The sequence below is a fragment of the Ralstonia sp. NFACC01 genome, from assembly GCF_900115545.1.
Classification (GTDB): Bacteria; Pseudomonadota; Gammaproteobacteria; order Burkholderiales; family Burkholderiaceae; genus Ralstonia; species Ralstonia mojiangensis.
On sequence record NZ_FOWV01000002.1, the window covers coordinates 283552 to 310188 of the forward strand.

General features: G+C 64.2%; 22 protein-coding genes. 13 read left to right on the top strand and 9 right to left on the bottom strand.

Annotated features, from left to right (window positions below):
- Positions 1–416: 416 nt before the first annotated feature.
- Positions 417–1043 (bottom strand): UdgX family uracil-DNA binding protein, encoded by a 627-nt coding sequence (locus tag BM136_RS05950; protein ID WP_092970985.1) that lies wholly within the window; start codon positions 1041–1043, stop codon positions 417–419.
- A gap of 101 nt (positions 1044–1144) precedes the next feature.
- Between BM136_RS05950 and BM136_RS05955 the strand changes: the two genes are divergently transcribed.
- Positions 1145–2395 (top strand): phosphatidylserine decarboxylase family protein, encoded by a 1251-nt coding sequence (locus tag BM136_RS05955; protein ID WP_175537090.1) that lies wholly within the window; start codon positions 1145–1147, stop codon positions 2393–2395.
- 9 nt (positions 2396–2404) lie between these two features.
- Here the strand turns inward: BM136_RS05955 and BM136_RS05960 are convergent, their stop codons facing one another.
- From BM136_RS05960 to BM136_RS05970, 3 genes are all read right to left on the bottom strand, one after another.
- Positions 2405–7327: an NAD-glutamate dehydrogenase gene (locus tag BM136_RS05960; RefSeq protein WP_092970987.1), complete on the bottom strand. Its 4923-nt coding sequence runs from the start codon at positions 7325–7327 to the stop codon at positions 2405–2407.
- A gap of 156 nt (positions 7328–7483) precedes the next feature.
- A complete protein-coding gene (locus tag BM136_RS05965; protein WP_092970988.1) occupies positions 7484–7816 on the bottom strand; it encodes a DUF2322 family protein in 333 nt (110 codons plus the stop codon).
- Positions 7817–7893: 77 nt separating this feature from the next.
- A complete protein-coding gene (locus BM136_RS05970) occupies positions 7894–8289 on the bottom strand; it encodes a DUF1801 domain-containing protein (protein WP_092970989.1) in 396 nt (131 codons plus the stop codon).
- A 461-nt stretch (positions 8290–8750) separates the two neighbouring features.
- Here BM136_RS05970 and BM136_RS05975 point away from each other — a divergent pair, with 461 nt between their 5' ends.
- From BM136_RS05975 to BM136_RS05995, 5 genes are all read left to right on the top strand, one after another.
- Complete coding sequence (locus tag BM136_RS05975; RefSeq protein WP_092970990.1) at positions 8751–11135, top strand: HAMP domain-containing protein; 2385 nt, start codon at positions 8751–8753, stop codon at positions 11133–11135.
- A complete protein-coding gene (locus BM136_RS05980; protein ID WP_092970991.1) occupies positions 11135–11851 on the top strand; it encodes a methyl-accepting chemotaxis protein in 717 nt (238 codons plus the stop codon). The genes BM136_RS05975 and BM136_RS05980 overlap by 1 nt, the downstream gene beginning before the upstream one ends.
- An 11-nt stretch (positions 11852–11862) precedes the next feature.
- On the top strand, positions 11863–12396 hold the full coding sequence (locus BM136_RS05985; protein WP_092970992.1) for a hypothetical protein: 534 nt from the start codon (positions 11863–11865) through the stop codon (positions 12394–12396).
- A 29-nt stretch (positions 12397–12425) separates the two neighbouring features.
- Positions 12426–12791 carry a response regulator gene (locus tag BM136_RS05990; RefSeq protein WP_024977498.1) on the top strand — a complete coding sequence of 122 codons (366 nt, stop codon included), beginning with the start codon at positions 12426–12428 and terminating at the stop codon, positions 12789–12791.
- A gap of 118 nt (positions 12792–12909) precedes the next feature.
- On the top strand, positions 12910–13242 hold the full coding sequence (locus BM136_RS05995; protein ID WP_024977499.1) for a hypothetical protein: 333 nt from the start codon (positions 12910–12912) through the stop codon (positions 13240–13242).
- Positions 13243–13254: 12 nt separating this feature from the next.
- Here the strand turns inward: BM136_RS05995 and BM136_RS06000 are convergent, their stop codons facing one another.
- The 3 genes from BM136_RS06000 to BM136_RS06010 all read right to left on the bottom strand — a co-directional run bounded on the left by BM136_RS06000 (position 13255) and on the right by BM136_RS06010 (position 15857).
- On the bottom strand, positions 13255–14115 hold the full coding sequence (locus BM136_RS06000; protein ID WP_092971343.1) for a class I SAM-dependent methyltransferase: 861 nt from the start codon (positions 14113–14115) through the stop codon (positions 13255–13257).
- A gap of 40 nt (positions 14116–14155) precedes the next feature.
- Positions 14156–14821, bottom strand: a complete 666-nt coding sequence (locus BM136_RS06005) for a glutathione S-transferase (RefSeq protein ID WP_092970993.1) — start codon at positions 14819–14821, stop codon at positions 14156–14158.
- A 64-nt stretch (positions 14822–14885) separates the two neighbouring features.
- Positions 14886–15857: a GlxA family transcriptional regulator gene (locus BM136_RS06010; protein WP_092970994.1), complete on the bottom strand. Its 972-nt coding sequence runs from the start codon at positions 15855–15857 to the stop codon at positions 14886–14888.
- 89 nt (positions 15858–15946) lie between these two features.
- Between BM136_RS06010 and BM136_RS06015 the strand changes: the two genes are divergently transcribed.
- From BM136_RS06015 to BM136_RS06035, 5 genes are all read left to right on the top strand, one after another.
- Positions 15947–17206 (top strand): MFS transporter, encoded by a 1260-nt coding sequence (locus tag BM136_RS06015; protein WP_092970995.1) that lies wholly within the window; start codon positions 15947–15949, stop codon positions 17204–17206.
- Positions 17207–17313: 107 nt separating this feature from the next.
- Complete coding sequence (locus BM136_RS06020) at positions 17314–18720, top strand: alkaline phosphatase family protein (RefSeq protein WP_092970996.1); 1407 nt, start codon at positions 17314–17316, stop codon at positions 18718–18720.
- 2 nt (positions 18721–18722) lie between these two features.
- Complete coding sequence (locus tag BM136_RS06025; protein ID WP_092970997.1) at positions 18723–19214, top strand: GNAT family N-acetyltransferase; 492 nt, start codon at positions 18723–18725, stop codon at positions 19212–19214.
- Between the two features lie 141 nt (positions 19215–19355).
- Positions 19356–20903, top strand: coding sequence for a methyl-accepting chemotaxis protein (locus BM136_RS06030; protein WP_092970998.1), 1548 nt, complete (start codon positions 19356–19358; stop codon positions 20901–20903).
- Positions 20904–21094: 191 nt separating this feature from the next.
- A complete protein-coding gene (locus tag BM136_RS06035) occupies positions 21095–22531 on the top strand; it encodes a M20/M25/M40 family metallo-hydrolase (protein ID WP_092970999.1) in 1437 nt (478 codons plus the stop codon).
- Positions 22532–22856: 325 nt separating this feature from the next.
- On the opposite strand, the gene BM136_RS06045 is transcribed toward BM136_RS06035, so the two are convergent.
- Entirely contained in the window at positions 22857–23630 is a 774-nt protein-coding gene (locus BM136_RS06045) for an SDR family NAD(P)-dependent oxidoreductase (protein ID WP_092971000.1), read from the bottom strand.
- A gap of 116 nt (positions 23631–23746) precedes the next feature.
- Positions 23747–24328, bottom strand: coding sequence for a CGNR zinc finger domain-containing protein (locus tag BM136_RS06050; RefSeq protein WP_092971001.1), 582 nt, complete (start codon positions 24326–24328; stop codon positions 23747–23749).
- A 148-nt stretch (positions 24329–24476) separates the two neighbouring features.
- On the opposite strand from BM136_RS06050, the gene BM136_RS06055 reads away from it, so the two are divergent.
- Both BM136_RS06055 and BM136_RS06060 read left to right on the top strand, forming a co-directional pair.
- Positions 24477–25547, top strand: a complete 1071-nt coding sequence (locus BM136_RS06055) for an NAD(P)H-dependent flavin oxidoreductase (protein WP_092971002.1) — start codon at positions 24477–24479, stop codon at positions 25545–25547.
- A gap of 175 nt (positions 25548–25722) precedes the next feature.
- A complete protein-coding gene (locus BM136_RS06060; RefSeq protein ID WP_092971003.1) occupies positions 25723–26631 on the top strand; it encodes an alpha/beta fold hydrolase in 909 nt (302 codons plus the stop codon).
- Positions 26632–26637: the final 6 nt, after the last annotated feature.

Sequence of the window (26637 nt, forward strand, 5' to 3'; positions counted from 1 at the left end):
CGCTCGCGCCCCTGCGGGCTGCCGCCCGTTGATTTGTCCTTGACAACGTTGCCGTTCTTGTCTTGATGCGAAGTGGAGCCGGTGCGGGGAACGTATCCACCGGAAGGATTGGCACTGTCGTTGCGGGTGCGGGTACGGTTGCGCGTGGCGTCACGGCCCGTGGGGCTGTCGCTGCGGTTTGTGGTGCCCGTTGCGGTGGTGCTGCTTCCATTGGGTGCTGCTGGCGCGTTGTTGCTGCTACCGTACTGTGCGCCTGTTGCTTGCGCGAATGCAGCGCCGCTGCAAAGTGCAATGAACGTAGCCGCCGCCGCGCAGAACGCACGTGCGGAATATGGGGTGCAAATCATCATGTGCTCCCGTAGGGTGTCGGTGTTCGTTCCAACGACGCAACTCGCGCGCCCGTGCCCCGGGGTCTCCTATTTGCCGGCAGCAAGCCGTCGCGCATGTTTGAGTGCAGTCACGATGTCGAGATAGGCGCTCTCGCGCGTTGCCGGGTCGGGAGCGCGAAGGGCATATGACGGATGCCATGTCGCCAACACCGTACGGCCTTCATGGCGCACTGGCTTGTTGAAATGCTCTTGCAAGCGCGCATGTGCATCGTCGAGCAGCGCCTTTAACGCAGTTGCCCCCAATGCCACCACCACCGCAGGCGCTTCCTGTTGCAGTTCGCGCTCCAGCCAGTACATGCAGGCTTGTACTTCGCGCTGGCCGGGTGTCTTGTGCAGGCGCCGCTTGCCGCGCAGTTCCCATTTGAAGTGTTTGACCGCGTTGGTGATGAACACCGTGTCGCGCGGGATGCCGGCGTCTTCCAGCGCGCGGTCGAGCAGTTTCCCAGCGGGTCCCACGAATGGTTTGCCGGCCAGGTCTTCGCCGTCACCCGGCTGCTCGCCGACGAGCATGATGCGCGCGCGCCGCCTGCCATCACCGGGTACAGCTTGCGTGGCGTGGCGCCAGAGATCGCAGCGGCGACACGTGTCAAGCGATTCCGGCTCTTGGTCGGGGTTAGTCTCGTCGTCGGGGGAAGAGGGTGCGGTTTGTTTCATGGGCAGGCAGGTGAGAACAGCAGAGGCAAAGCAACCCGAATGCCACCGTACCCATGTGGAACGCACGTTGCTTGGTGTCCGGCATTGACCAGGAGACCACTTTGGAAGCTGCATCGAATGTTCCGTTGGACCGACGCCGCCGGCTGGGCAACTGGCTGCCGGAAGGCGAAGCGCAACTGGCGGCGTTCCGCACCGAGCTGGTTGCGCAAGCGCTGTCTCGTCCGTCAAAGACGCCGTCCGTGGCCGCCGTGCGCGCACTTGCCAACCTGATCGACGGCGAGCCCGCATTGCGCATGCACCTTGCACGCGCTATCGACGAAGCGAAGGAGCGCGGATACGAACTCGGCTACAAGGACAGCGCAGAACTGCTGCTCGCCATTGACCACGTCGTCACGTGCGCGCCGCGCTTCAGCGAGAAGGCGCTGGTGATCTGTCCGCTCAACGCCCTGCTTGATTGGCCGATGTGCATGTCATCCGGCTACGCGCTGTTCCGTGACCGGCGCTTCAACGATGCGCTCGAGGCGGTGCTCAATGGCTGGAGCGCTTTCCTCAGCGGCCCGCATTCGCGCGCCTATCTGAACACGCGCGAGCCGGACGGCTGGTTCAGCCGCGAAGCGACGCGGCGTATCGGCATGGAGCAGTTTCTGTGCGACCCGTCGCAACCGTACTGGGGCTTTACCTCGTGGAACGACTTCTTCACGCGCCGTTTCCGTGCCGGCATGCGGCCAGTGGCGGGCAAGGACGACAACAAGTTGATTGTCAGCGCGTGCGAGGCCGCACCCTACAACATCAGCCACGATGCGCGCTATGAAGACGCGTTCTGGATCAAGGCGCAGCCGTACTCATTGCGCGACGTCTTCGGACCGGGGAAGGCCCACCTCGCAGAGCGGTTTGCAGGCGGCAGCGTTTACCAGGCTTTCCTGAGCGCCTACAACTACCACCGCTGGCATGCGCCCGTCGCAGGCACCATCGTCGATACCTTCCACGTAGACGGCACGTACTTCTCGTGCGTGGAAGCCGAGGGTACCGACCCCGAAGGGCTGAATGATTCGCAAGGCTACAGCGCAGCGATGGCCGCACGCGCGATCATCACCATCGCCTGCGACGACCCGGCCGTGGGCACCGTGGGTTGCGTGTTCATCGGCATGGCGGAAGTGTCGTCATGCATGGTCGACGTGACGCCGGGCCAGCATGTCTGCAAGGGCGAGGAGCTTGGCTACTTCCAGTACGGCGGGTCGACGTACTGCATGTTCTTTGAGCCAGGCGTGGTGGATGCCTTCGTCGTGCAGCCGCCGTTTTCGCTCGACACGCCGCCAGTGCGCGTTAACGCCGCACTGGCGCGTGCCCGATAGCGGCGTTGATCAAGCGTCGACTTCGGCAAGCGCCTTGAGGCCCACCGACAGCATCGCCAGATCTGCCGAACCGGCTGCGACCTGATCGGCAATCACGCGGTTGTAGCGCGCCAGTGCGTCCTGCCGTGTGCCGCGCCACGTGTCGATGAGGCCATCCGCGCTTGCGCCGGGCGTCGCACCCTGCAAAACGGATTGCGTGAGCCGCCGCCGCAGTTGCCCCAGTTCTTCGAGCAGCGTTGCGCGCGCCAGCATTTGCCAATGCGTTTGCGTCGGCAAGCCGAGGATGCCGCCTTGCAGCCACCCGTAACCCAGCGGCTGGTCGAGGGCGAAGTACACGCGTGCGGCAAGCCGTGCATCGCAGCCGCCGGCGGTCGCAACCTCGGCAATGTCGAGCAACGACACGCGTGCCGGCACGCCGGTCGCCACGCGCGCCAGTGCTTCCGGCACGCCGGCTTCGGTAAAGACCTGCCGCTGCTGTGCGGCAGCCTGCGCAGATTCCTCGGGTTGCAGCGCGTCAATCTCGGGTGCCAGCGCATCGACCGCAGACCGGAAGTGCTCGACTGCGGTCGGCACATCGGCCACGCGCCGCCGCAGGAACCACAACGTCGCGCGCTCGTGCAACTGCGCGAGCGCCGTGAACAGGGTAGTTTGCGTTTCGTGCGGCACTTGAGCGTCCAGGGCATCGACTTGCTGCCAGAGCGCGTCGAGCCGGTAGACCGCGCGTGCGACGAGGCTTGCCCACACCACGGCAAGCGGCTCTGCGCCGGTCTCTTCGGCCATCCGGTGCACGAAGGTCACACCCGCTCGGTTGACGAGCGCGTTGGCGTGCATCGTCGCCAGAATCTCGCGACGCAGCGTGTGCCGGGGGATCGACGTAGCGCAACGCGTGTGCAGCGGCTGCGGGAAATACGCCGGCAGACCATCGGCCACGAAAGGCTGGTCGGGCAGGTCGCTGCCGAGCAGTACGTCGTACAGCCACATCTTGCTGTAGGCCATCAGCACGGCGCGCTCGGGTGTCGTCAGGCCGCCGCCGCTTGCGCGGCGGGCGTCGATGTCTTCATCGACGGGCAGGAACTCGATGGCGCGATTCAGGCGCCCGCCGCGCTCCAGATACCGCATCAGCCGCGCCTCGGGGTCGAGCCACAGCGCCGTGCGCGTGCGTGCAAGTGACAACGCCTGCGTCTGGAAGTAGTTGTCGCGCAGCACCAGTTCGCCCACCTCGTCGGTCATTTCGGCCAGCAGCGTGTTGCGCTGCTTGAGCGTCATCTCGCCGTCGGCCACGACCAGCCCCAGCAGGATCTTGATGTTGACCTCGTGGTCGGAACAATCCACCCCGGCAGAGTTGTCGATGGCGTCGGTGTTGATGCGCCCGCCATGCTGCGCGTATTCGATGCGGCCGAGCTGCGTGCAGCCCAGGTTGCCGCCCTCGGCCACGACCTTGCAGCGCAGCTCGGCGCCGTTCACGCGCAGGCCATCGTTGGCCCGGTCGCCCACCTGTGCATGCGTTTCGGTGCTGGCCTTGATGTAGGTGCCAATGCCGCCGTTGTAGAGCAGATCGGCGGGCGCCTTGAGGATGGCGTGCAGCAGGTCGTTCGGCGCCATCTCGGTGGCCGTCACATCCAGCATGGCGCGCACCTCCGGCGTGAGCGCGATCGACTTGACCGTGCGCGGGAATATGCCGCCGCCGGGGCTGATCAGCGCACGGTCGTAATCGGCCCAGCTTGAACGCGGCAGGTTGAATAGCCGCTCGCGCTCCGCAAAGCTTGTGGCCGCATCGGGCGACGGGTCGAGAAAGATATGCCGATGATCGAACGCTGCGAGCAGGCGGATATGGCGCGAGAGCAGCATGCCGTTGCCGAACACATCGCCCGACATGTCGCCCACGCCCACGACCGTGAAGTCCTGCGTCTGCGTATCGACACCCATCTCGCTGAAGTGCCGCTTGACCGATTCCCATGCGCCACGCGCGGTGATGGCCATCTTCTTGTGGTCGTAGCCCACTGACCCGCCCGAAGCAAAGGCGTCGCCGAGCCAGAAGCCATATTCGGCCGAGATGGCGTTGGCGTAGTCGGAGAACGTGGCCGTGCCCTTGTCGGCGGCAACGACCAGATAGGGATCGTCTTCGTCGTACCGCACGACATCGCGCGGCGGCACGACGCGGCCGTCGACGTAGTTGTCGGTCAGGTCGAGCAGCCCGCGCAGGAAGGTCTGGTAGCACGCCACGCCTTCGGCCAGATACGCATCGCGGTCGCTGGCCGGCGGCGGTTGCTTGACGACAAAGCCGCCCTTGGAGCCCACCGGTACGATGACCGTGTTCTTGACCATCTGCGCTTTGACCAGGCCCAGCACCTCGGTACGGAAATCCTCGCGCCGGTCAGACCAGCGCAAGCCGCCGCGCGCAACCTTGCCGCCGCGCAGGTGCACACCTTCCACGCGCGGTGAATACACCCAGATCTCGAACATCGGTTTGGGCTCGGGCAGGCCTGGCACGCGGGCCGGGTCGAACTTGAACGAAAGGTACGGCTTGGGCTGCCCCTGTCCGGAGTCCGGCAGGTTTTGGAAATAGTTCGTGCGTAACGTGGCTTCCACCACGCCCAGGAACTGCCGCAGGATGCGGTCTTCATCCAGGTTGGGTACGTCTTCGAGTGCCTCGTCGATCTGCTTGCGCAGTGTTTCGCTTGCACGCGAGCGCTCGGCCTCGGCCAGCGCGGGGTCGAAGCGCACCAGGAACAGCCGCACCAGCGCCCGCGCAATCGACGGATTGCCGTTCAGCGCGCTCTCCATATACGCATTGCTGAAGGTCGAACCGATCTGGCGGATGTAGCGCGCATACGCACGCAAGATGCGCACCTCGCGCCAGGTCAGGCCGGCCTGCAGCACGAGTCGGTTGAGATCGTCGTTCTCCAGCTCGCCGCTCCAGATGCGCGCGAAGGCGTCTTCAAAGCGTGCGCGGGCTTCGTCGAGATCGACTTCGCTGCCGTCGGTGGTCTCCATGCCGAAGTCGTGCATCCAGATCGGGGCGGCGTCGGCGGGTTCGATGCAGTAGGGGCGCTCTTCGTTGACGCGCACGCCTAGGTGTTCAAGCATCGGCAGGCTGTGCGACAGCGAAGTCGGCTGGCCGGCGCGGTAGATCTTGAAACGCAGCGCACCAGGCGGCGCTTCGAGCGGCCGATAGAGCTGCATGCTGAGCACGTTGCCAGTGGCTTCGGCGCCAATCAGCGGCTCCATCAGTTCAATGTCGCGCACCGCAAGGCGCGCGGCGTAGTCCTCGCGGAAGCCCGCAGGAAACGCGCCGGCATAGCGGCGCAGCAGGCGGTTGCCGCGCTCTTCGCCGCCGCGTTCGAGCAGCGCGTCGGCCAGGTCGTCCTGCCAGCGCCGGGCGGCCTGCACGATGCGGTCTTCGAGTTCGGCAACGTCCACCTCAGGCACGTTGCCCGGCAGCGTGCGCACGGTGATGTGGATGCGCGCCAGCATCGATTCCGACAGCAATGGCGTGAACTCCACAGCGGTGCCGTTATACGCTGCCTGCAGCAGGCCCTGGATACGCACGCGCAGATCAGTATTGAACTTCTCGCGCGGCACGAACACGAGGCACGACACGAAGCGGTCAAACGGATCACGGCGCACGAACAGGCGCGTGCGCTGGCGCTCTTGCAACCGCAGGATGCCGAGCGCGATGTCGTGCAGCGCTTCTCCGTCCATCTGGAACAATTCGTCGCGCGGGTATTGCTCCAGGATCGTGACGAGCGTCTTGGCCAGATGCCCGTCGGGAAGGAAGCCCGTGCGTCGGATGACGTCGGCCACCTTGCGACGCACCAGCGGAATGTCTTCAGCGGGCACCATGTAGACGTTCGACGTGTACATGCCCAGGAAGCGCCGCTGCCCACAGACACGGCCTTCGGCGTCGAACAGTTTGATGCCGATGTAGTCGAGATACCCGGGCCGGTGCACGGTCGCCCGCGAATTGGCCTTGGTGAGGAAGATGGGCTCGGGCGCGTCGATAAACTTGGCCGCGCCCGGTGCCAGGCGCGTCGTGTCCGGCGTGGACGTGTCGCGCAGCGCTTCTCGCAGCACCCCCAGGCCCGTGCCCGGTATGCCGCGCAGGTAATGGCCATCGTCTTGCGTGATCAGTTCGTAGTCACGATAGCCAAGGAAGGTGAAATGCCGCTCGAGCATCCAGGTAAGGAAGGCCTGCGTTTCCGCAATCTCGGCGCGTTCCACGTCCCCGGCGGAGGGCTGGGCGGCGCGAACGGCCAGCGCCTCGATGGCGGCGTGGGCGGCGGCCTGCATGGGCTTCCAGTCTTCCACGGTGGCACGCACGTCGCCCAGCACACGCATCAGGCCGTCGTGCAGCGCCTGCAGGCGTTCGGGCTCGGAAAAACGGTCGACCTCGATGTGGATGGTCGATTCGAAGCGGGCAGCGCCGTGGGTTTCCGTATCCGCGTCGGCGGGTGTATCGGGCATGTCGCCCGCAAGGGCCGCCGGGCGCTGGACACCGCCACCGGCCGATACCGCCACGCGCATGCCTGCGGCATCGCGCTGTACGCGGTAGACCGGGTGGAAGGCGGAATGCAGTGCCAGCCCCTGCCGGTTGATCTCCATGGTCACGGAGTCGAACAGGAACGGCATATCGTCGTTGACGATTTCAACGACCGTGTGACCGCAGTACCAGCCGTGCTGTTCGAGGCTTGGGTTGTAGACCCGTACGCGGGGTTGCCCGGACACGAATTTCTGACCGAGCTGCCAGTGCGCCATCGCAGCGCCGTAGAGGTCGGCAACGCTGCGCGAGATCACGTCTTCGGGGTCTGCCAGACCGTAGTAATGCCGCAGGAACGGCTCGAACAGGTCGGCAATATCGGGCGCACGTTCGCGCGCCAGGGCCACTGCATCCGCCATGTGCTGGCGGACCTTGTCTTCGTGCTGGGCAGGCATGAGGCGGCTCCCGAAGAAGGGCTGCCTCATGCTACGCCGCGTGCCCATGGCTGGCAATCAGCGTGCGCGGCGCACGGCTTTTCAGATGCCGCTGTGTGCAGTGCAGCGAGAGAAGAGGTGGTTCACTCGCTACTTGCCGCGTGCATCAGCGATGCGTCATCCAGCCTTTACGACGTTGATGCGCAGGGCCGGCTCACCCGCCGCGATGGCCAGCAGGCGGTCCACATTCGGGTGGGCGCCAGGGCGGTTGCGTGCGTCGATGGTGTGCTCGGCAAACACGGCCAAACCGTGCTCGGCGGCCTTGATATCGAGCTGGCCGAACGTCTGCTGCAGGTAGTGATACACCGCCACCGAACCTTGCTTACCCGGCTTGTTTTCGATATCGGCCACCACGGCGCCCTGGCCGTCGATCAGATCGATGCGTTCGATGCCGTCAATGGCGGGCAGTTGGGCGAGATTGTCCTTGAATACGCTGGTCGGTTGAATCACTGCGGTTGCTCCGTTGGTTGATCAGGCGGGCCGTATGTTAACGGCTCCGGCCCGACCCGCGCGAGCTTGCACGTTCTTCAACGCTTGGCGCCGGCCTTGTTCACCGCGATGGCTGCCTGGATGAGCGCTTTCAACGCCTTCTCGTTCACCTTGTCGCCCTCACGGAAGTCGATGGCGCGGCGCGTGTTGCCGTCCAGGCTGGAATTGAACAGGCCGGAAGGGTCAGGCACGGAGGCGCCCTTGGCAAACGTCATCTTCACCGTCTGCTTGTAGGCCTCGCCGGTGCAGATCAAGCCATGGTGAGACCACACGGGCACGCTCCATTTCCATTCCTCTACAACGTCGGGGTCGGCCGCGCGGATGACGGCGCGCAGGCGGGCGAGCATCTCGCCGCGCCAGTCGTTCAGCTCTGCAATGCGTGCGTCGATCAGCTCGGATGCGGGTGCGGCGGTGTCCTGCGTGCTTTTCTTCATGTGTCTGCCTCCGTGGTGGGCCTAAGCAAAACATTCTGGCAGGAACAACGGCCGGTAGCCACTCGGCAACGGTGGGCGAGATACCCCATCAGGCTGCGCGCCGGGAAGCTGACAAACCCCTTTTTTCTGCTTATGGAATCAGTGCGAAAAATAATTTGCGAAATAAAAGAGAAAATAAAACGGCGCTGAGTTAACGGCGACGAGAAAAATAACTTTAGCGATTTCGTGCAATTCCCCTGCTTGAGTAGGGATGTCAAACGATTTCGCCGGGAATCCAAGTTCCGCGCGGGTATGCGGCGCAATACCTGCGCACGGAAATTCAATACCGCAATGCCCGGATGGTCGATGTGGCGGTCATCGATTGGTCATCTTTCGACTTCAATAATTGCGCCTCCGATGTTCAGGAAAACATATTGAGGCATCCCTTCTTTCAGGGGGTGACTGAATCGAGAGAATTTCAAATGACCATTCGTCATCGCATTACATTGCTGGTGGTGCTGATGTTTGCCGCGCTGGCGGCCATCGGCGGATACGCGGTCTACCAGACCCGCGGCAGCGCGGCGGAGGTCCGCCAGGTGACGGAGGGCGTGGTGCCGAGCGCGTTGGCATCGGCTGACCTCGTATCGCTCGTCAAGGACGTGCAACTTGCGACGATGGTGCTGGTGTATGCGCCCGACGGCAACATCGTCGCGCAGGCCCGGGACGACCTGAAAACCAAGGAAGCGGCGCTGCGGGCGGCATTGGACGTGCAGGCCAAGCGCGCCAACAGCCACGCGCAGGAAGGCCTGGTTGCGCAGGCCAAGGAAAGCGTCGACAGCTACGTCGAGGCCATCCAGCAGACCACCGACATGAAGCTCGCGGGCAAGGACGAGCTGGCGCAGGCCTTCCTGTTTGCCAACGTGGCCAGCTATCGAGACGTGCTGGAAAAGATTGTCGAGACGCTGCGCATCGAGAAAAACCGTGAGAAAGACGAGGCCATTGCCGGCCTGAACGGCAAGCTCGCGAGCACGGCCACCACCATTGGCGTGGTGAGCGGCGTGGCCATCGTGCTGCTGACCGCCGTCGGCATGCTGCTGTATCGCCAGATCACCCGCCCGCTCACGCGCATGCAGGCCGAGATGAGCGAGATCGCCGCTAGCCAGGATTTCACGCGCCGTGTGCCGGTGGGCCGCATGGACGAGATCGGCCACTCGGTCGTCGCGTTCAACCAGATGATCGAGAAGATCCAGGAGAACGCCGCGCTGCTCAAGCAGAAGACGGCCGACATCCAGGCGATGCTGCAGAACATGCAGCAGGGCATCCTGACCGTGGTCGATGGCGGCGTGGTGCACGAGGAATACTCGATCTACCTCGAATCAATCTTTGAGACGCAGGAGATCGCCGGCCGCAAGCTGATGGAACTGATCTTTGCCGATACCAGCCTTGGCGCCGATGCGCTGTCGCAGGTGGAAGCGGCGGTCGATGCCTGCCTCGGGCAGGACATCATCAACTTCGCGTTCAACCAGCATCTGCTTGCGAGCGAGGTGGAAAAGCGCATGCCGGACGGACGCACGAAGACGCTCGATTTGTCGTGGTCGGCCATTACCGACGAGAGCGACACGATCCTGCGCCTGATGCTGTGCGTGCGCGATGTGACCGAGCTGCGCAAGCTGGCCGCCGAGGCCAGCGAGCAGCGCCGCAACCTGGAGATGATTGGCGAGATCCTGGCGGTGAGCCAGGAGAAGTTCCAGCACTTCATCGACAGCTCCACGACCTTTGTGCACGAGAACGAACGGATCATCCGTCAGTATTCGCAGGCGGACAGCGCGGCCATTGCGGCGCTGTTTCGCAACATGCACACCATCAAGGGTAATGCGCGCACGTACAACCTGCAGCATCTGACCAACGTGGTGCACGAGACCGAGCAGACCTACCACGCGCTGCGCGAACCTGACACCGAACACACCTGGGATCAGGACTGGCTGATGGAAGAGCTGACGCGTGTGCGCGAGGCCATCGAAAACTACGCCCGCATCAACGAGGTGAAGCTGGGCCGCAAGGGCGATGCAGCGTCAGGCCATGCCACGCAAGTCGCCCCCGATGTGATGGCGCGCATTCAGGAAAGCCTGCGCTTGCTGGAGTCGGCCAACCCATGCAGCCTGCACGAACTGGTTGCGATGCGCGATTCAATTTATGAGGAGCTGCGCCTCCTGGGCAGCGAAACGGTGGACGAACTGTTATCCGATGCGCTGCAATCGCTGCCGTCGCTGGCGCAGGAACTGGGCAAGGAGCCTGTGGCCGTGCGCATCGACGACAACGGCTACCGCTTGCGTACCGAGGCCCGCGGCATCCTCCAGAACGTGTTCATGCACCTGCTGCGCAACTCGATCGACCACGGCATTGAACGCGCAGACGAACGCATCGCGCACGGCAAGCCGGCGGCAGGCACGATCGACGTTGAAGTGGGTGTGGACCAGGGCATGCTGCAGATCACGCTGTGCGACGATGGCCGTGGCCTGGCGCTTGACCGCATCCGCAGTATCGCCATGGAGCGCGGCTGGATCGGCGCAGACCAACAGGCGACCGACGAAGACATCGCGCAGTGCATCTTCCGCCCTGGCTTTTCGACCGCAGACAAGGTGACAGAAGTGTCCGGACGCGGCGTCGGCATGGACGCCGTGCTGGAGTTCCTCAAGCGCGAGCAGGGCCGTATCGAGCTGCGCTTCACCGACGATCACAAGGGCGCGGCGTTCCGCCAGTTCCAGACGGTGGTGTGCCTGCCTGAACGGTTTGCGGTCGACAGCGTGAACGCCGAGCTAGGCGCGCAACGGGCAGTGCGCATGGACCTGGATAAGGAAGCATCGTGATGGGGTCGATTGTTTTGGCCGTGATGACTGGCGGCTTGGTCGCTGGCGTGCTGATGTGGCTGATCCGGCAGCGGAAGGTGAATGCGATGGCGCGCACCTTGGGCGATGCCGATCGCCGTATCGCCGATCTGTCGGCCGATCTGGGCAGGCAAGCCGCACGGGTGGAAACGGGCATGCATGAGGTTGCCGCACTGGAGACCACCGTTGCCCAGATGCGTGACGCTGCTGCCGATCAACTGGAAGTCATCGAGCACCTGCGTACCGAGTTGCAGTCGGCCACAGCCGCGAAGGAGCAGTGGGCGAGCCGCGCCGGGCAGATTGCCGAAGAAGCGGCGCGCCTGCGCGGCCTGGCGCTGACGTTCGAGCGCTGGCATGAACAGATGATCTCGCTCATGGAGCAGAACCACGATATGCACGCGAAGAACCAGGAGCTGCAATCCATCGTGCGGCATGTCGTGATCGTCTCGCTCAATGCATCCATCGAGGCGGCGCGTGCGGGCACGGCGGGCCGGGGTTTTGCCGTGGTGGCCAGTGAGGTGCGCGCGCTCGCCGCGCGTTCGGAAGAACTGTCGAAGAGCTATCGCAACAGCCTGCACCTGAACGATCTGACTACCACCGCCACGTTCCAGGACATCCAGGCGGGCGGCAAGATGATCACCGCGTCGCTGTCGAGCGTCGAGGCGCTGGCCAGCCAGTTTCAACACCAGCTTCACTAGGCAGGCCCGACGTGATCCGCAGCAACGCACAAGACAGTTTCGATCGCATCTTCCGCAAGGCCGCACGTACGCGGCTCACGCGGCAGCCGGAGGACACCTGCCATATCAGCACCGCCGCCGACGCTGGCACCCTGAATGGCGAGGACGCTCTCATCCTCACCATTTCGTCCATCGCATTCCGCCTCTTGCTGGTGCTGCGCTTTGATGACTCCGACGCCACGCGCGCCTACTTCACTGGTGAAGGCACGGGGCGTTCTTTTGAAGAGGCGCGTCTGGAGATCGGCAACCTGTGCTGCGGCGCGCTGAACCAGGAGCTGCTGCAGGTGTTTCCCGACCTTGGCATGTCCACGCCTTATGTGGTGAGCGCACGCTGCCTGCCGTATCTGCACGTGCTCAAGCCCGGTTACGTGGCCGCCTACGCGGTCACCATCAACGACACCGTGCGTGTGGACGCTACCGTGTGCGTGTGTGCCCATGCCCCGCTGGATTTCGTGGCCGATGTGAGCGATGGGGTGGAATCCGGCGGCGAGTTGGAATTGTTTTGATTGGATAGATTGAGAACGAGGAAAGCGTCATGAGCAAGATTCTGGTTGTCGACGATTCAAGCACCGTCCGCGATGAGGTGGCCGGTTTTCTGAAGAAGCACGGTCTGGCGGTGGACACCGCCGTGGACGGCAAGGACGGCCTGGCCAAGATCAAGGCCAACCCCGGCGTCAGACTCGTCATCAGTGATGTGAACATGCCCAACATGGACGGCCTGACCATGGTCGAAAAGGTGCGCGGTGAGCTGGGCAACAAGACGGTCAACGTCATCATGCTCACCACCGAAAGCAGCCCTGCCATGAAAGACCGCGGCAAGGCCGCTGGCGTGAAGGGCTGGATCGTCAAGCCGTTCAAAGGCGACGCAGTGCTGGAGACCTTCAAGAAGCTGGCAAGCTGAAAGACGGGGCGGCACGGCCGGGTGCTTCATGATCAACCCGGCGCTGGAGGGCATGGCGCCCGCGCGATTTTGGAGCCAAACTTGCTTGCCTGAAGTTGGTTTGGCCGAGGGAGCCATCATGCAAGAGCTCGCCTTTCGCACGCTGCTGTACCGCTACTTCTTCTTCGGCTGGCTGTTCAAAGACGCCAGCCGCGGCAACCTGTTCGAGCGCTCGGCCGCGTGGCGTTTCAACCAGGCGCACGCGCACTGGCTGCTGGCCTATATGCGGCGCTGGCTCTGGTGCGGGTTGCTTTTCTACGCCCTGGGCGGCGTGCTGGAACTGGGGCTCAACACGCCGGGCCTGTCGGTGCTGTTCTATGTGCCCAGCGCGTTGAGCGTGCCCGTCAACGTAGTCATTGGGGTGCTGTGGATTGGCCTGAAGGCACTGCCCGGGCCGCTGCGCGAGCGGTAGACGCGTGCGCGGCTAGATTGTGGCCAAGAGCAGCTCTTCGGCATTGCGCGGGGGGTGCAGGCCGTCGGCGCGGCCTGCAAAATAGCGCTCCGTCAACATGTCTGCCGAAATGTGCTGGGCGTCGCGAAAGCCGTTTTCGCGGGCCAGCGCGAGTATTTCGGGCGGCGTGAAGAAGCTGATGAACGGCGTGCCGCTCGCGCGTGCACCTTTCTCCGCCATCTCAAGGCCGGGCCGGACGTCCGGGTCTGCCATCTCCAGCGGCAGCAGGAACGTCATCGCGAGCATCGAACCCGGCGCAAGCGACGCCACCTGCCGCAGCGTGGCCGCATTCGCTGCCTTTGACAGATACATGCTCACGCCCGTGGACACCACAATGGCCGGCCTGCCCGTATCAAACCCGGCCGCGACCAGCGCATCCTGCCAGGATTCGCGTGCCTCAAAATCCACCGGAACGAAGCGCAGCCAATGCGGAACGCCGAAGCCCAGCGCTTCCAGGCGCTGCCGCTTCCAGGCCTGCGGCTCCGGCTGATCGACCTCAAACACCGTCATGCGCGATGCCACATCGGGCCGGCGTTGTGCAAAGCTGTCCAATCCCGCCCCCAGAATCACATACTGGCTCAAGCCACGGCCCGCTTGTTCGATGACGAGGTCTTCGATAAAACGTGCGCGCGCCACAATGGACGCGCGAAACGGACGTGTGAACTGCGGATCCATGTCGCCGCGTTGTTGCCAGCCGGGTTCCGGGGCCAGCAACTTCAGGCCTACCTCGTCTTCCAGCACATGCGGCGGTGCATCGCTGTGCACATGCAAGGCGCGCCACAACGCGACGCGCGCTGCAGTGCTGTCGGGGGATGCAGTTTGCGGTTCGTTCATCGCACACACGCCTTCATCGATGGATCGGTCGATCAATTGATCAATTCGGATGCTGATACTCGGGAAATACGGCAACGGCCTGTACGGGCTGTTTTGTCATGCAGACCTCGAACAGGCGGCTGCTGAGCCACTCGGCAAGCCAGGCCTGCACCGCCGGCAAAGGCTGACCGGCAAACCAGTCCGGCTCCACCGCTGCAAACTGCCGCACGAACGGGAAGATCGCCAGATCGGTCGCGCACGGTGTCGAGCCGCCAAGATAGCGTTGATCCAGCAGGCGTGATTCCAGTGGTATCAGCAGGGTTTCTGTTGCCCGGGCACGGGCCGTCTCGCGCGGAGCGGTCTCTTGCGGATAGCGGTCGGGGTATTTGTAGCGATCGAGCTGGCGTTTGAACTCCCCGTCGTTGGTGCGCAGCAGGGCGAGGTTGTCGGCGGATTGCGCGCGGCTCCACCAGCCTTCGGGGTCGCGTGCCCCGAAGGCCCAGCGCATGATGTCGAGGCTCTCTTCCAGCACGTCGCCGTCTGTCAGGTGCAAGACAGGAACAGTGCCTTTCGGGGACAGCGCCAGGAGTTCGGTAGGCTTGTCACGCATGATGATCTCAAACGTCTGGAAGCGCCGATTGGCTTGCAGCATCGCCAGGCGCGCACGCATGGCGTAGGGGCAGCGGCGATAGCTGTAGAGCAGGGGCAAGTCTTGATTGTCGGACATCGGTGCGAATTCGAGGCTACGGATTTCAGGCGCGCCAGGGTAGCGGATTCATGGGCGCGGCGCGTTAGGCCATCAGGCGTGAGTGCACTGATCGTCCTGACCGCCCGGAGCGCCGCACCGATTGCGGCGGCTGCCCGAACACGCGGATGAACGCGCGCCGCATGCGTTCCGGATCGGCAAAGCCCACGGCGCGCGCGACCTGTTCCAGCGATTCATCACCGGCTTCCACGCGCGGCCGGGCGATTTCTGCACGGAGCTTTTCGATGGCCTTGGCCGGCGTCTGGCCGGTCTCTGCCACAAATGCGCGATCGAACTGGCGGCGGCTCAGGTGGGCCACTTCGGCCAGGCGGTCGACGTCCAGCGCTTCATGCAGGTGCTCGCGCGCATAGCCCAGGGCACGTGCAATGCGGCTCGATGCCGGGTCCAGCTCCAGCAAGGTCGAGAACTGCGATTGCCCGCCGGGCCGCCGGTGGTAGACCACCAGCTCGCGTGCCACGGCGCGCGATACGTCGACGCCCAGGTCTTCCTCAATGAGCGCCAGCGCCAGGTCGATGCCCGACGAGATGCCAGCCGACGTCCACACCGGCCCGTCGTGGATGAAGATGCGGTCGCTCTGCACCTGCACGCGCGGATAGCGCCGCTGCAGCAGCGCCGCCATGCGCCAGTGCGTGGTTGCGCGGCGCCCATCGAGCAGGCCCGCCGCCGCCAGCGCAAAGGCGCCGGAACACACGCTCGTCATGCGCCGCGAGTGCTCTGCCGCTTCCCGCACGAAGGTGATCAGCCGCGGCGAAAACGCGTCTTCGCGCGGGCCGTTGCCGCCCGAGATGATCAACGTATCGAAGGCGGGATCGTCCAGGCCCTGCGTCTGCATGACGAGGCCGGGCGCGCTTTGCACCAGCGTGCCGCTTTCGGACAGCACGTCGATGCGATATGCCGGCTGCGGTGCGAGCCGGTTCGCCACGTCAAAGGCCGTCAGCGGGCCAGTGAAATCGAGCAGGCTGCAGCCCGGAAACACCAAAAAGCCGATTCTGCGCATGATGTCTTGAAATGAGGGATTAACGTCATTTAGGCCTGATGTTGCTCCGCCAGACTGCTGCTGTCAAACGCATTTCTGGAGAAACGATCATGACAACCGCGATGTGCTTACCGGCCACTTCGACGCCCATGTCGCGCCATCACCGCTGGAAGGTGCTGGGTGTGGGGGTGGCGGCCAATGCGAGCTTTTCGGCAGCGTTCTCAGGCATCCCGACAACGGCCGTGTTCATTCGCTCGGCGTATCACCTGGGCAATGCCGAACTGGGCGTGGCACTGGGCGCGTTGGGACTGGGCATCGCTATCAGCGAATTGCCGTGGGGCTTGCTGACCGACCGCTGGGGCGACCGCGCGGTGCTGCTGACGGGGCTGGGGCTGACCGCGCTGGCGCTGTTCGTGATGGCATGTTGCGTGGTGCCGCTGCATGGAAACGTGCCGCCGCTTGCGTGGCTGGTGGGCGGCATGCTGAGCGTCGGCCTGCTGGGCGGCAGCGTGAATGGATCGAGCGGCCGCGCCGTCATGGGCTGGTTTCGCGAAGGCGAGCGCGGATTGGCCATGAGCATCCGCCAGACCGCCGTACCGCTGGGCGGCGGCATTGGTGCCCTCGTGCTGCCGAGCCTGGCCGCGCATGCCGGGTTTGCCGCCGTGTATGGGGTACTGGCGGCGGCGTGTGCGTTGACTGCGGCGCTGACGTGGCTGTGGGTGCATGACGCACCGGACACGGTGAATGCAGTTGCACACACTGCGGCGCCTGGCGGTACGGGCCCGTTGCGCGATCCAACGCTGTTGCGCATGGCCTTGGCCATTGGGCTGCTGTGCGTGCCGCAAGGCGCGGTCGTCGCTTTTGCCACGGTGTTCCTGCGCGACTTTGCGCACGCCAATGTGCTCACGCTCAGCCTGACCATGGCAGCGGTGCAGGGCGGGGCGGCCGTCATGCGCGTGTGGAGCGGCCGCTGGACCGACCGTCACGGCAATCGCCGCGCCTATCTGCTTACCTGCGCGCGGTCGAGCGTCGCGCTGTTTGCGGTGCTGGCCGGGGTGGCGTGGATGACGTCGGCGCTGTCGATCGATCTGTCGGTCATGCGCATCGCGCTGGTGGCGGCCGTGGTGGCGGGCGGCATCTGCGTATCGGCGTGGCATGGCGTGGGCTATACCGAACTGGCCACCTTGGCCGGTGCGCAGCGTGCCGGCACGGCGCTGGGTCTGGGCAACACGGGCGCGTTTGCGGCGCTCGGTCTCACGTCGCTGTGCCTGCCGCAGGTGCTGGCGTGGTCGTCATGGCCCGTGGTGTGGCTGATGGCGGCGGGCAGCGCGCTGATTGCGTGGCGTGTGCTGCCGGCGGTACGTCCGTAGACGCGCGTAACGCCAATCCCCCTCGTTTCTTCCTATAGTGACCCGCAGGGCGCCGCCCCGCGCGGGCCCGCAAAACGAAGCAACGAAAACGAAACGAGGGGGCCACCATGGCAGGCCTGGATGTAATCGAGCACGTGGTCGTGCTGATGTTGGAGAACCGGTCGTTCGACAACCTGTTCGGCACACTGTATTCAAAGAGCGCGGAGTTCGACGGCCTGTCGGGCGAAGAGACCAATCCCGACGGCGGCGGTCAGCCGATCCGCGTATGGACGACGCCTGCGCCGCCCAACGTGATGACGCTGCCCAATCCCGACCCGGGCGAGCTGTTCACCGACATCAACCAGCAGCTCTTCGGCCAGCAGATGCCGCTGGGGCAGACGCCCACCATGCAGGGTTTCACCACCAACTACGCCAAGAACGGTGGCGGCCCGCGCGACATCATGCATTTCTTCACGTCGGACCAGGTGCCTGCACTCAGCACGCTGGCGCGCAACTACGCCGTGTGCGATGCGTGGTTTGCCTCGGCGCCGTGCCAGACGTGGCCCAACCGGTTTTTCGTGCACACCGGCACCGCGCACGGTTATCCGAACAACTCGCCGGTGCACTTTCCGTATCTCATGCCGACGCTGTTCAACGCGCTTGACGGCGTGGTGCCCGACGATTGGGCGGTTTATTACCACGACTTCGCGCACTCGCTCACGCTGACGCGGCTGTGGCTGCATCTGGACCACTTTCACCTGTTCGACGATTTTCTCGACGATGCGTCCAGCGGCAAGTTGCCCTCGTACAGCTTTATCGAGCCGCGCTACTTTGCTGATGTCGATTGGCCCAACGATATGCACCCGCCGCACGACGTCGGCTACGGCGATGCGCTCGTCGCGCAGGTGTACAACGCGCTGCGCAGTTCGCCGCAGTGGCATCAGACCATGCTCGTCATCACCTTCGACGAACACGGCGGCTGTTTCGACCACGTGCCGCCGCCCACCGTGGTGCCGCCCAGCCCGCCGCAACCCGGGCAGCTTTTCGCGTTCGACCGGCTGGGCGTGCGCGTGCCGGCGGTGGTGGTGTCACCGTGGATTCCCAAAGGCACCATCTTCCGCTCGACCGTGGCGCAGCCGTACGACCACACCGCGATCATCAAGACGCTGCGCATGCGCTACAACATCCGGACGCCGCTCACTGCCCGCGATGCCAGCGCACCCGACCTGGGGCAGGTCTTGGAATTGAGTGCGCCGGACGATAACCGCGACCCGGTCGCCGCCCGCGCCATGGCAGCGAACCCCGCTGGTTTGCAGGCCGCCCGCAACGCGCCGCTCAATGACTTCCAATGGGCCATGCACGAATCGGCGGCGATGCTGGCACCGCTGGGCACCGGTATCAGCATTGACGACCACGTGCGCAACTTGTCGACCGATCAGCAACCGCCCGTGCCCGCAGCGCAGAATGCCCAGCAGGCGGCGCAGCACATCAAGGACGTGCTGGCATCGATGGATCTGCCACACGCAGGGCAATGATCATGAACGCACCGCTTCCGCATCCGCCCGTCGTCATACGCGCTTTCAGACCCGGCGACGAGCCGCTCCTGCACGCCGTTTTTCGTTCTGCAGTGCACGGCATCGCCGCCCGCCGATACACGCCCGAACAATGCGAAGCCTGGGCGCCGGCCGACTACGACGTCGCCCAGTGGAATGAGCGCATCCGCCGCATCCAGCCGTTCGTGGCGGAAGTCGACGGGCAGCCCGTCGCTTATGCCGATTTGCAGGCAAACGGCTATATCGATCACTTCTTCGTATCGGCCGCGCATGCGCGAAGAGGCATTGGCCAACAACTCATGAGCCACATTCTCGGGTTGGCAGCGCAGCGCGACGTGCCGCGTGTGCAAGCCCACGTGAGCTTGAGCGCCGAGCCGTTCTTTGCCTGCAATGGTTTTCGCGTGGTCGTACGCCAAACGGTGACGGTGCGCGGTGTTCCGCTGGATAACGCATTGATGGAGCGGACGCAAGCGTGAGCCAAGAGTCGCATGGGGCTTTGTTCTTCGGGCAAACCCTCGGAATGTAGTTAAAGATTATTGAGGATCTGTCGTTAGTTTCGTTGAATTCAGTTCCCTCAGAGGAACGACTTCACGCTCCCCCAACTTCGCGCGACAGATATGAAGACGCTCTCCATCAAGGCACGGCTGGCGCTGGTGCTATTTGTTCTGGCTGTATTCCTGACGGGCGTCGGCGCGCTGGGGCTGGTCGGTAACCTGCGCTCCAACGCGGCGCTCAAGGAAACCTTCTCCAATAACCTTCCGTCCACGCGCGCGCTGGGGCAGGCCGAATCCAAGCTTGCGCAAGCACGCACCGCGCTGGACCGCGCCATCTTCGATCCTGATACCGCCAAGAGCGCGGACGCACTCGGCCGCGTCGCAATGCAGATTCAAAACAGCGAGAAGGCGTGGAAAGACTATCTGGCCCTGCCGTTCTCGACGCCGGAGGAAGAGCGCATTGCGGGCGAGGCCGGGAAGCAGCGCAGCCTCATCATCAAGGATGGGATCGGCGGCGCAATCGATGCGCTGCGGCGTGGTGACAAGGATGCCGCGCGCGTGCTGGCGCTGGAAAAAATCCCGACGCAGTTCCGCGCCTATGCGGAACAGTCCGATCGCTTGAATGCGATCCAAGAAGAAGTGTCCTCGGTTGCCTACGCGGCATCGCAGTCGTTCTTCAACGGGCTGCTGTGGACCTTCGGTATCGTGATTGCCATCGGGCTGGTGCTGGCGGCCGGTTGCTATTTCGTGCTCTCGCGCGCCATTTCGCGCCCGCTCGCAGAGATGCTCGTGCACTTCCATGAGATTTCGGGCGGCAACCTGACCACCGACGTTCGCATCCACTCGCGTGACGAGATGGGCCTGCTGATGGAAGGCCTGCAGCAGATGCAAGCCAAGCTGAAGGAGACCGTGGTGACGGTGCGTCGCGGCAGCGAGTCGATTGCGTCCGCCACGCAGCAGATTGCAGCAGGCAACACCAATCTGTCGCAGCGCACGGAAGAGCAGGCCAGCTCGCTGGAGGAAACCGCATCCAGCATGGAAGAGCTGACGAGCATCGTGAAGCAGAACGCCGACAACGCGCGTCAGGCGAGCACGCTGGCCGTCAACGCCTCCGAGATTGCCGTGCAGGGCGGTGCCGTGGTGCAGGACGTGGTGACGACCATGGGCGAGATCAGCGAATCGTCGCGCAAGATCACCGACATCATCGCCGTGATCGAAGGCATTGCGTTCCAGACCAATATCCTGGCGCTCAACGCTGCGGTGGAAGCCGCGCGTGCCGGTGAACAAGGCCGCGGCTTTGCCGTGGTAGCCGGTGAAGTGCGCACGCTGGCACAGCGCAGCGCGGCTGCCGCCAAGGAGATCAAATCGTTGATCGAAGATTCCGCCACGCGTGTGGAATCCGGCTCGACGCTGGTGGCACGTGCCGGCAAGACGATGGAAGAGATCGTCGTGGCCGTGAAGCGCGTGACCGACATCATGGGCGAGATCAGCGCGGGCTCGGCTGAGCAAAGCACCGGCATCGAGCAGATCAACGAAGCCGTCACGCAGATGGATGACGTGACGCAGCAGAACGCCGCACTGGTGGAAGAAGCCGCTGCCGCTGCCCAGGCACTGGAAGAACAGGCGGACGAGTTGCGCCGCGCTGTGGCGGTGTTCCGCGTGGCGATGTAAAGCACGCTTCCTGATGGGTTGCCCTGGCAGCGAAATGGCTGCCGCGGCGCTACACTGCGGGGTCGGCCTTCGGGTCGGCCCCGCTTTGTTTTATGCGGTGCACTCAGAAGCCGCTCATGGCCTTGCTCCGCCCCTCGAGCCGCTCGCGAAGAGCCATGAGCCGGTTCACATAACGATTATCCGGAGGTGTCATGCGTTTCCAGTGTCGTCGTGTTCCCGTTCGCGCCTTGGTGTCTGCAGCTGTGTTGGCATGCAGCGCCGGCGCGTTCGCACAGACCATCCCCGCCAGCAAGCCCGCGCCCACCACGCTCACGCCCGAGCAGCAGCGCTATCACGATATCTACAAAGAGCTGGTCGAGATCAACACGACGCATTCGGCAGGTGACACGACCAAGGCCGCGCATGCGATGGAAAGGCGCCTGCGCGATGCGGGTTTTGCCGCTGCCGACATGCAGGTGCTTGAGCCGTTCCCGAAGAAGGGCAACCTTGTGCTGCGCTTCAAGGGCACCGGTGCCAAGAAGCCGATGCTGCTGCTTGCCCACATTGACGTGGTGGAAGCCAAGCGCGAAGACTGGAAGACCGACCCCTTCAAGCTGCAAGAGACTGACGGCTATTTCACGGCGCGCGGCGCGATCGACGACAAGGCGATGGCCTCGGCCTTTGTGTCGGTGCTGGGGCAGCTCAAGCAGGAAGGCTTCAAACCATCGCGCGACATCATCCTCGCATTGACCACCGACGAGGAGCGCGGCGATGTGCCGACCAACGGCGCGTACTGGATCGTCAACAACAAGCCGGAGCTGGTGAAGGCCGAGTTCGGTATCAATGAAGGCGGTGGCGGCGAGCTGCGCAACGGCAAGCCGGTGCTCCACCGCATTCAGGTGGCCGAGAAGATGTACACGACGTACGAGCTGGAAGTGCGCGACGTGGGCGGACACAGTTCGGTGCCGACAAAGACGAACCCGATCTATGCGTTGTCAGCCGCGCTGGATCGGTTGGGGGCGTATCAGTTTCCGGTCAAGCTGGCCGACGTGACGCAGACTTACTTCGCACGCAGCGCGCCGCTGGCCACGGGGCAACTGGCGGACGACATGCGCTCGGTGGGCACCGGCAAGCCGGACCAGGCTGCAATCGATCGGCTTTCGGCCATTCCGTTCTACAACGCGCAGTTGCGCACCACCTGCGTGGCCACGATGGTCAATGCCGGCCATGCCGAGAACGCGCTGCCGCAATCGGCCAAGGCCACCATCAATTGCCGCATCCTGCCGCACGATGATCCGGCCGATATCGATCGTCAGTTGAAGCAGGTGATCGGCAACGAAAAGATCAGCGTGCGCTACGTCAACAAGCCGCTTGCAAGCCCCGCGTCGCCGCTCAATGGCGACTTGGTGAAGACGGTGGAGGCGCTAACGCAGCAGATGTGGAATGTGCCGGTGATTCCGGCGATGAGCACGGGGGCGACGGACAGCCGGTTCATGCGCAATGCGGGCATTCCCATGTATGGCGTGTCGGGGTTGTTTACCGAGCCGGCTGATTTGCGCACGCATGGTCTGGATGAGCGTATCGAGATTGCGCGGTTGTATGACGGGCGGGAGTTTCTTTATCGGCTTGTGAAGCAACTGGCTGAGTGAGTTGTTGGACGCTGCGCTCGCTTTTCTTCTGCGGGGGCGGCTGGGGGGTGCCGGTTTGTGTTGGGTTTCGTCCCCTGCCGGGGCCGACTTACTTTCTTTGTCTTGCCAAAGAAAGGTAAGCAAAGAAAGGCGCGCCCGAGATGGCGACTTCCCCTTGGATTTTCGTCACGGGGAGGGAGGGGAGGCAAACTCGCTGCGCTCAGACAGCCTCCCCTCTTTTTCCTCCCCGCGGCAAAAATCCAAGGCGCCATCTAGGGCAGGGTACGGCCACACCCTCTGCGTGCCGGAGTTGGCGGCGTTGCACACGTTTTGGGTGGTTACTTTCTCAGATGAAGCCGCCGTCGGTCATCAAGGTGCGGCCGGTGATCCAGCGGGCGTCGTCCGAGGCCAGGAAGGCGATGGCGTCGGCGATGTCTTCCGGCTCGGCCAGGCGGCCCATCGGGGTTGATTCGCGCATGCGTGCTTTCACTTCATCGGGAATCGGCGCGGTCATGTCGGTGCGCGTGAGGGCGGGGGCCACGGCGTTGACGGTGATGTTGCGCGGGCCCAGTTCTATGGCAAACGCGTGGGTGAGGGCGCTGACTGCGGCCTTGCTTGCCGCATACACTGCCAGCCCTGCGCGGGGCCGGTACACCAGGCTGGAAGACACGTTCACGATATGCCCGCCGCGAGCCGGCACATGTGGCAGCACCGCTTGCGTGACGAGAATCGTCGAGAAGGCATTGGTCCGGAACTGCGCGTCGAACGATGCGAGATCGATGCTGCCCACCGGCTGGCTTTCCAGGATGCCCGCATTGTTCACGAGGATGTCGATGGCGCCGAAGGTCTCGCGCACGGTGCTCACCATCGCGTTAACGGATACGGCATCGCCCACGTCGGCCTGCACGGCAATGGCTTGCGCGCCGGTGCCGCGAATGCTGTTGACTACGGCGTCAGCCTCTGCGGCGTTGCTGCGATAGACCACGGCCACGCGTGCGCCGTCGGCGGCCAGTCGATGCGCCACGGCGGCGCCGATGCCGCGCGAGCCTCCGGTGACGATGGCGGCGCGGCCTGCCAGGCGTTGCGCGGTCGTGGATGGGGTGGCTTGAGTTTCGGACATGCTGTTCTCCTGAATGGGTGCGATGTTTCGGGAGAACAGGTTACGAACGAGCGGGCTTGTGCGCAGCCCGTTCGGCCGCGACGCGGCGTTCCAGCATTGGAACGACCGAGCTGCGATCAGCCCTGCTGGCGTTTGCGGTATTCCGCCACCTTGTGCCGGTTGCCGCAGACAGCCATGCTGCACCAGCGGCGCTTGTGCGACTTGGTGCGGTCGTAAAACCACAGCGTGCATTCCGGATGTTCGCACACGCGCACGAGCTGGAAATCGCCCTCGGCGAGCAGATGCGCGGCGGCTTCGGCCAGCGGTGCCAGACACTGCTCGACTGAATCGGTTGGGCGCAGGCGCTCGACGCGCGGGGTGCCGTTTTCCCAGACCAACATGGGATGGCTTGGCGCCTGTCGCAGGAACACGTTGAGCGCATCGGCGCTGGCTGCACGGCCCGACTTGCGCGCCTCCACCAAGGTGCGAATCACCTCGCGAAGGTGCCGCGCCACGGCCAGCAGCACGCCGGGTGGATAGCGACCTGCCACGGGCTCGACGAGCCAGCCGGCGCGCACCAGCCAATCGGAGACATCGACGTCGTTTTGCCAGAAATCGTGGGGCTGGCCGTTGACGTTGGCCACGGTGTTGAGCATGTCCAGCACAGGGTCGTCGGCGATCAGCAGGGGCGCATCGGTGGCAGCAGCGGGTGCGGGCATGGCGGCTTTCAAAAAGGCGGTGGATTGAATTGTAACCGATTTAATTGGCTATGCAGGTTACTCATTGCACGCGTGTTTCAACGGGTCAGTCCGATGAAAAGCGCGCCGCATTACCATGTCTCATCCAAGTAACTCGCCGGAGACGATCATGAGCGCATGGCCCGATGCACGCGTGCTGGAGTTGTTCAACATCGAAGTGCCCATCGTACTGGGGCCGATGGCGGGGGTGGCTGGCGTGGAGCTGGCGATTGCCGTGGCGCGGGGAGGGGGCCTCGGTTCGCTGCCGTGCGCGATGCTCAGCGTCGAGCAGATCCGCCAGCAAGTCGAGCAGTTCCGGGCGGCCGTGGGTGGCCCCATCAACTTGAACTTCTTCTGCCATACGCCGCCGCAGCCTGACCCCGAGCGCGATGCCAAATGGCGCGCCCATCTGGCACCGTACTACGCCGAGTTCGGTATTGACTTGAACGCGCAAGCGCCAGCCGTCAACCGCGCGCCGTTCGACGAAGCGACCTGCGCGCTGGTGGAGGAATTGAAGCCGGAGGTGGTGAGTTTCCATTTCGGCCTGCCCTCGCCGGAACTGCAGGCCCGCGTAAAGGCTACGGGGGCGAAGGTCATCTCCGCTGCCACCACGGTGGAAGAGGCGCGCTGGCTGGAAGCGCGCGGCGTAGACGCCATCATCGCCATGGGCAACGAGGCGGGCGGCCATCGTGGCATGTTCCTCGCCAAGACGATCGAATCGCAGGTCGGCACGTTCGCGCTGTTGCCGCAGGTGGCGGATGCGGTGAAGGTGCCGATCATCGCAGCGGGCGGCATTGGCGATGCGCGCGGTGTGGTGGCGGCGTTGGCGCTGGGGGCATCGGCGGTGCAGATCGGTACGGCCTATATGTTGTCGCCGGAGGCTAAGACATCGGCCATTCATCGCGCGGCGCTCAAGCAGGCGACGGATGCCGACACCGCGCTCACCAACTTGTTCACAGGCCGCCCGGCGCGCGGCATCGTCAACCGCCTGATGCGTGAGATCGGCCCGATGAGCGCATTTGCCCCGGCCTTCCCCACGGCCGGCGGTGCATTGGCGCCGCTGCGGGCAAAGACCGAACCGACCGGCTCGGGCGATTTCATCAATCTGTGGTCGGGCCAGGCCGGCCAGCTGGCCACGGAAGACTCGGCCGAAGCCATCACGCGGCGCATTGCCGCCCAGGCGCTCGAACGGCTCACCTGAGTTTTTCTGTTGCATCGTTTCCCGCGCGGGTACGCCAGACGGCGTGCCCGTTTTATTTGACATCACAAATCGGTATGCGAACGATGGGAAAATTTTATGTAACTTGTGAAATGTAATTTCAAAGGTTACGATGGTTTCGCTGCTGTTTCCCCGAAACCCATCCCGGAGCCTTGCCATGAACGCCCCTGCCCGAACCGCTGATCTGGTTGTCGATGCGTATGCCCCAAGCGCTGTGCGCCACCGCACGGTGGATGTCGAGGGTGTGCGCGTGTTCTATCGGGAGGCTGGCCCAGCCGATGCGCCCACCGTGCTGTTGCTGCACGGTTTTCCCAGCGCGTCGCATATGTTCCGCAACCTGATCCCCCAGTTGGCGGAGCGCTATCACGTGGTGGCGCCGGACTTTCCCGGCTTTGGCCTGACGCAGGTGCCGAGCGGCTTCCGTTACACGTTCGACAACCTGGCGCGCGTGGTAGACGGTTTTACGCAAGCGATCGGCCTATCGCGTTACGCAATCTACGTGTTTGACTACGGCGCGCCGGTGGGCTGGCGTCTGGCGATGGCGCATCCGGGGCGCATCAGCGCCATCGTCACGCAAAACGGCAACGGCTATGAGGAAGGCCTGGGCGAGGGGCCGTGGGCGCCGGTCAAGGCCTATTGGGACAACCCGGACCAAGCGCATCGCCGTGAGTTGCATGCGATCGTTTCGGATGAGATGACGCAGTGGCAATACCTGGATGGCGTGCCGGACCCGACGCGCGTGGCGCCGGATGGCTATCTGCTGGATCAATATTTCCTGAGCCGTCCGGGCCAGCTCGACATCCAGATGGATCTGTTCCTGGATTACGCGAGCAATGTGGCGCTGTATCCGGCGCTGCATGCGTATTTCCGCGCGCATCGGCCGCCGCTGCTCGCGGTGTGGGGTCGCAATGACACCATCTTCATTCCGCCCGGCGCAGAGGCCTTCAAGCGTGACCTGCCAGATGCAGAGGTGCACTTTGTCGACAGCGGCCACTTTGCGCTGGAGACGCACCACACGGAAATTGGCCGACGCATGCTCGACTTTCTTGGCCGCGTGGTGAAGTAGCGGAAC

What these genes read in the sequence shown, in the direction of transcription:
- BM136_RS05950 (WP_092970985.1), bottom strand. Translation starts at nt 1,043, where the DNA reads ATGAAACAAACCGCACCCTCTTCCCCCGACGACGAGACTAACCCCGAC.
- BM136_RS05960 (WP_092970987.1), bottom strand. Translation starts at nt 7,327, where the DNA reads ATGCCTGCCCAGCACGAAGACAAGGTCCGCCAGCACATGGCGGATGCA.
- BM136_RS05970 (WP_092970989.1), bottom strand. Translation starts at nt 8,289, where the DNA reads ATGAAGAAAAGCACGCAGGACACCGCCGCACCCGCATCCGAGCTGATC.
- BM136_RS05975 (WP_092970990.1), top strand. Translation starts at nt 8,751, where the DNA reads ATGACCATTCGTCATCGCATTACATTGCTGGTGGTGCTGATGTTTGCC.
- BM136_RS05980 (WP_092970991.1), top strand. Translation starts at nt 11,135, where the DNA reads ATGGGGTCGATTGTTTTGGCCGTGATGACTGGCGGCTTGGTCGCTGGC.
- BM136_RS05990 (WP_024977498.1), top strand. Translation starts at nt 12,426, where the DNA reads ATGAGCAAGATTCTGGTTGTCGACGATTCAAGCACCGTCCGCGATGAG.
- BM136_RS05995 (WP_024977499.1), top strand. Translation starts at nt 12,910, where the DNA reads ATGCAAGAGCTCGCCTTTCGCACGCTGCTGTACCGCTACTTCTTCTTC.
- BM136_RS06000 (WP_092971343.1), bottom strand. Translation starts at nt 14,115, where the DNA reads ATGAACGAACCGCAAACTGCATCCCCCGACAGCACTGCAGCGCGCGTC.
- BM136_RS06005 (WP_092970993.1), bottom strand. Translation starts at nt 14,821, where the DNA reads ATGTCCGACAATCAAGACTTGCCCCTGCTCTACAGCTATCGCCGCTGC.
- BM136_RS06010 (WP_092970994.1), bottom strand. Translation starts at nt 15,857, where the DNA reads ATGCGCAGAATCGGCTTTTTGGTGTTTCCGGGCTGCAGCCTGCTCGAT.
- BM136_RS06015 (WP_092970995.1), top strand. Translation starts at nt 15,947, where the DNA reads ATGACAACCGCGATGTGCTTACCGGCCACTTCGACGCCCATGTCGCGC.
- BM136_RS06020 (WP_092970996.1), top strand. Translation starts at nt 17,314, where the DNA reads ATGGCAGGCCTGGATGTAATCGAGCACGTGGTCGTGCTGATGTTGGAG.
- BM136_RS06025 (WP_092970997.1), top strand. Translation starts at nt 18,723, where the DNA reads ATGAACGCACCGCTTCCGCATCCGCCCGTCGTCATACGCGCTTTCAGA.
- BM136_RS06030 (WP_092970998.1), top strand. Translation starts at nt 19,356, where the DNA reads ATGAAGACGCTCTCCATCAAGGCACGGCTGGCGCTGGTGCTATTTGTT.
- BM136_RS06035 (WP_092970999.1), top strand. Translation starts at nt 21,095, where the DNA reads ATGCGTTTCCAGTGTCGTCGTGTTCCCGTTCGCGCCTTGGTGTCTGCA.
- BM136_RS06045 (WP_092971000.1), bottom strand. Translation starts at nt 23,630, where the DNA reads ATGTCCGAAACTCAAGCCACCCCATCCACGACCGCGCAACGCCTGGCA.
- BM136_RS06050 (WP_092971001.1), bottom strand. Translation starts at nt 24,328, where the DNA reads ATGCCCGCACCCGCTGCTGCCACCGATGCGCCCCTGCTGATCGCCGAC.
- BM136_RS06055 (WP_092971002.1), top strand. Translation starts at nt 24,477, where the DNA reads ATGAGCGCATGGCCCGATGCACGCGTGCTGGAGTTGTTCAACATCGAA.
- BM136_RS06060 (WP_092971003.1), top strand. Translation starts at nt 25,723, where the DNA reads ATGAACGCCCCTGCCCGAACCGCTGATCTGGTTGTCGATGCGTATGCC.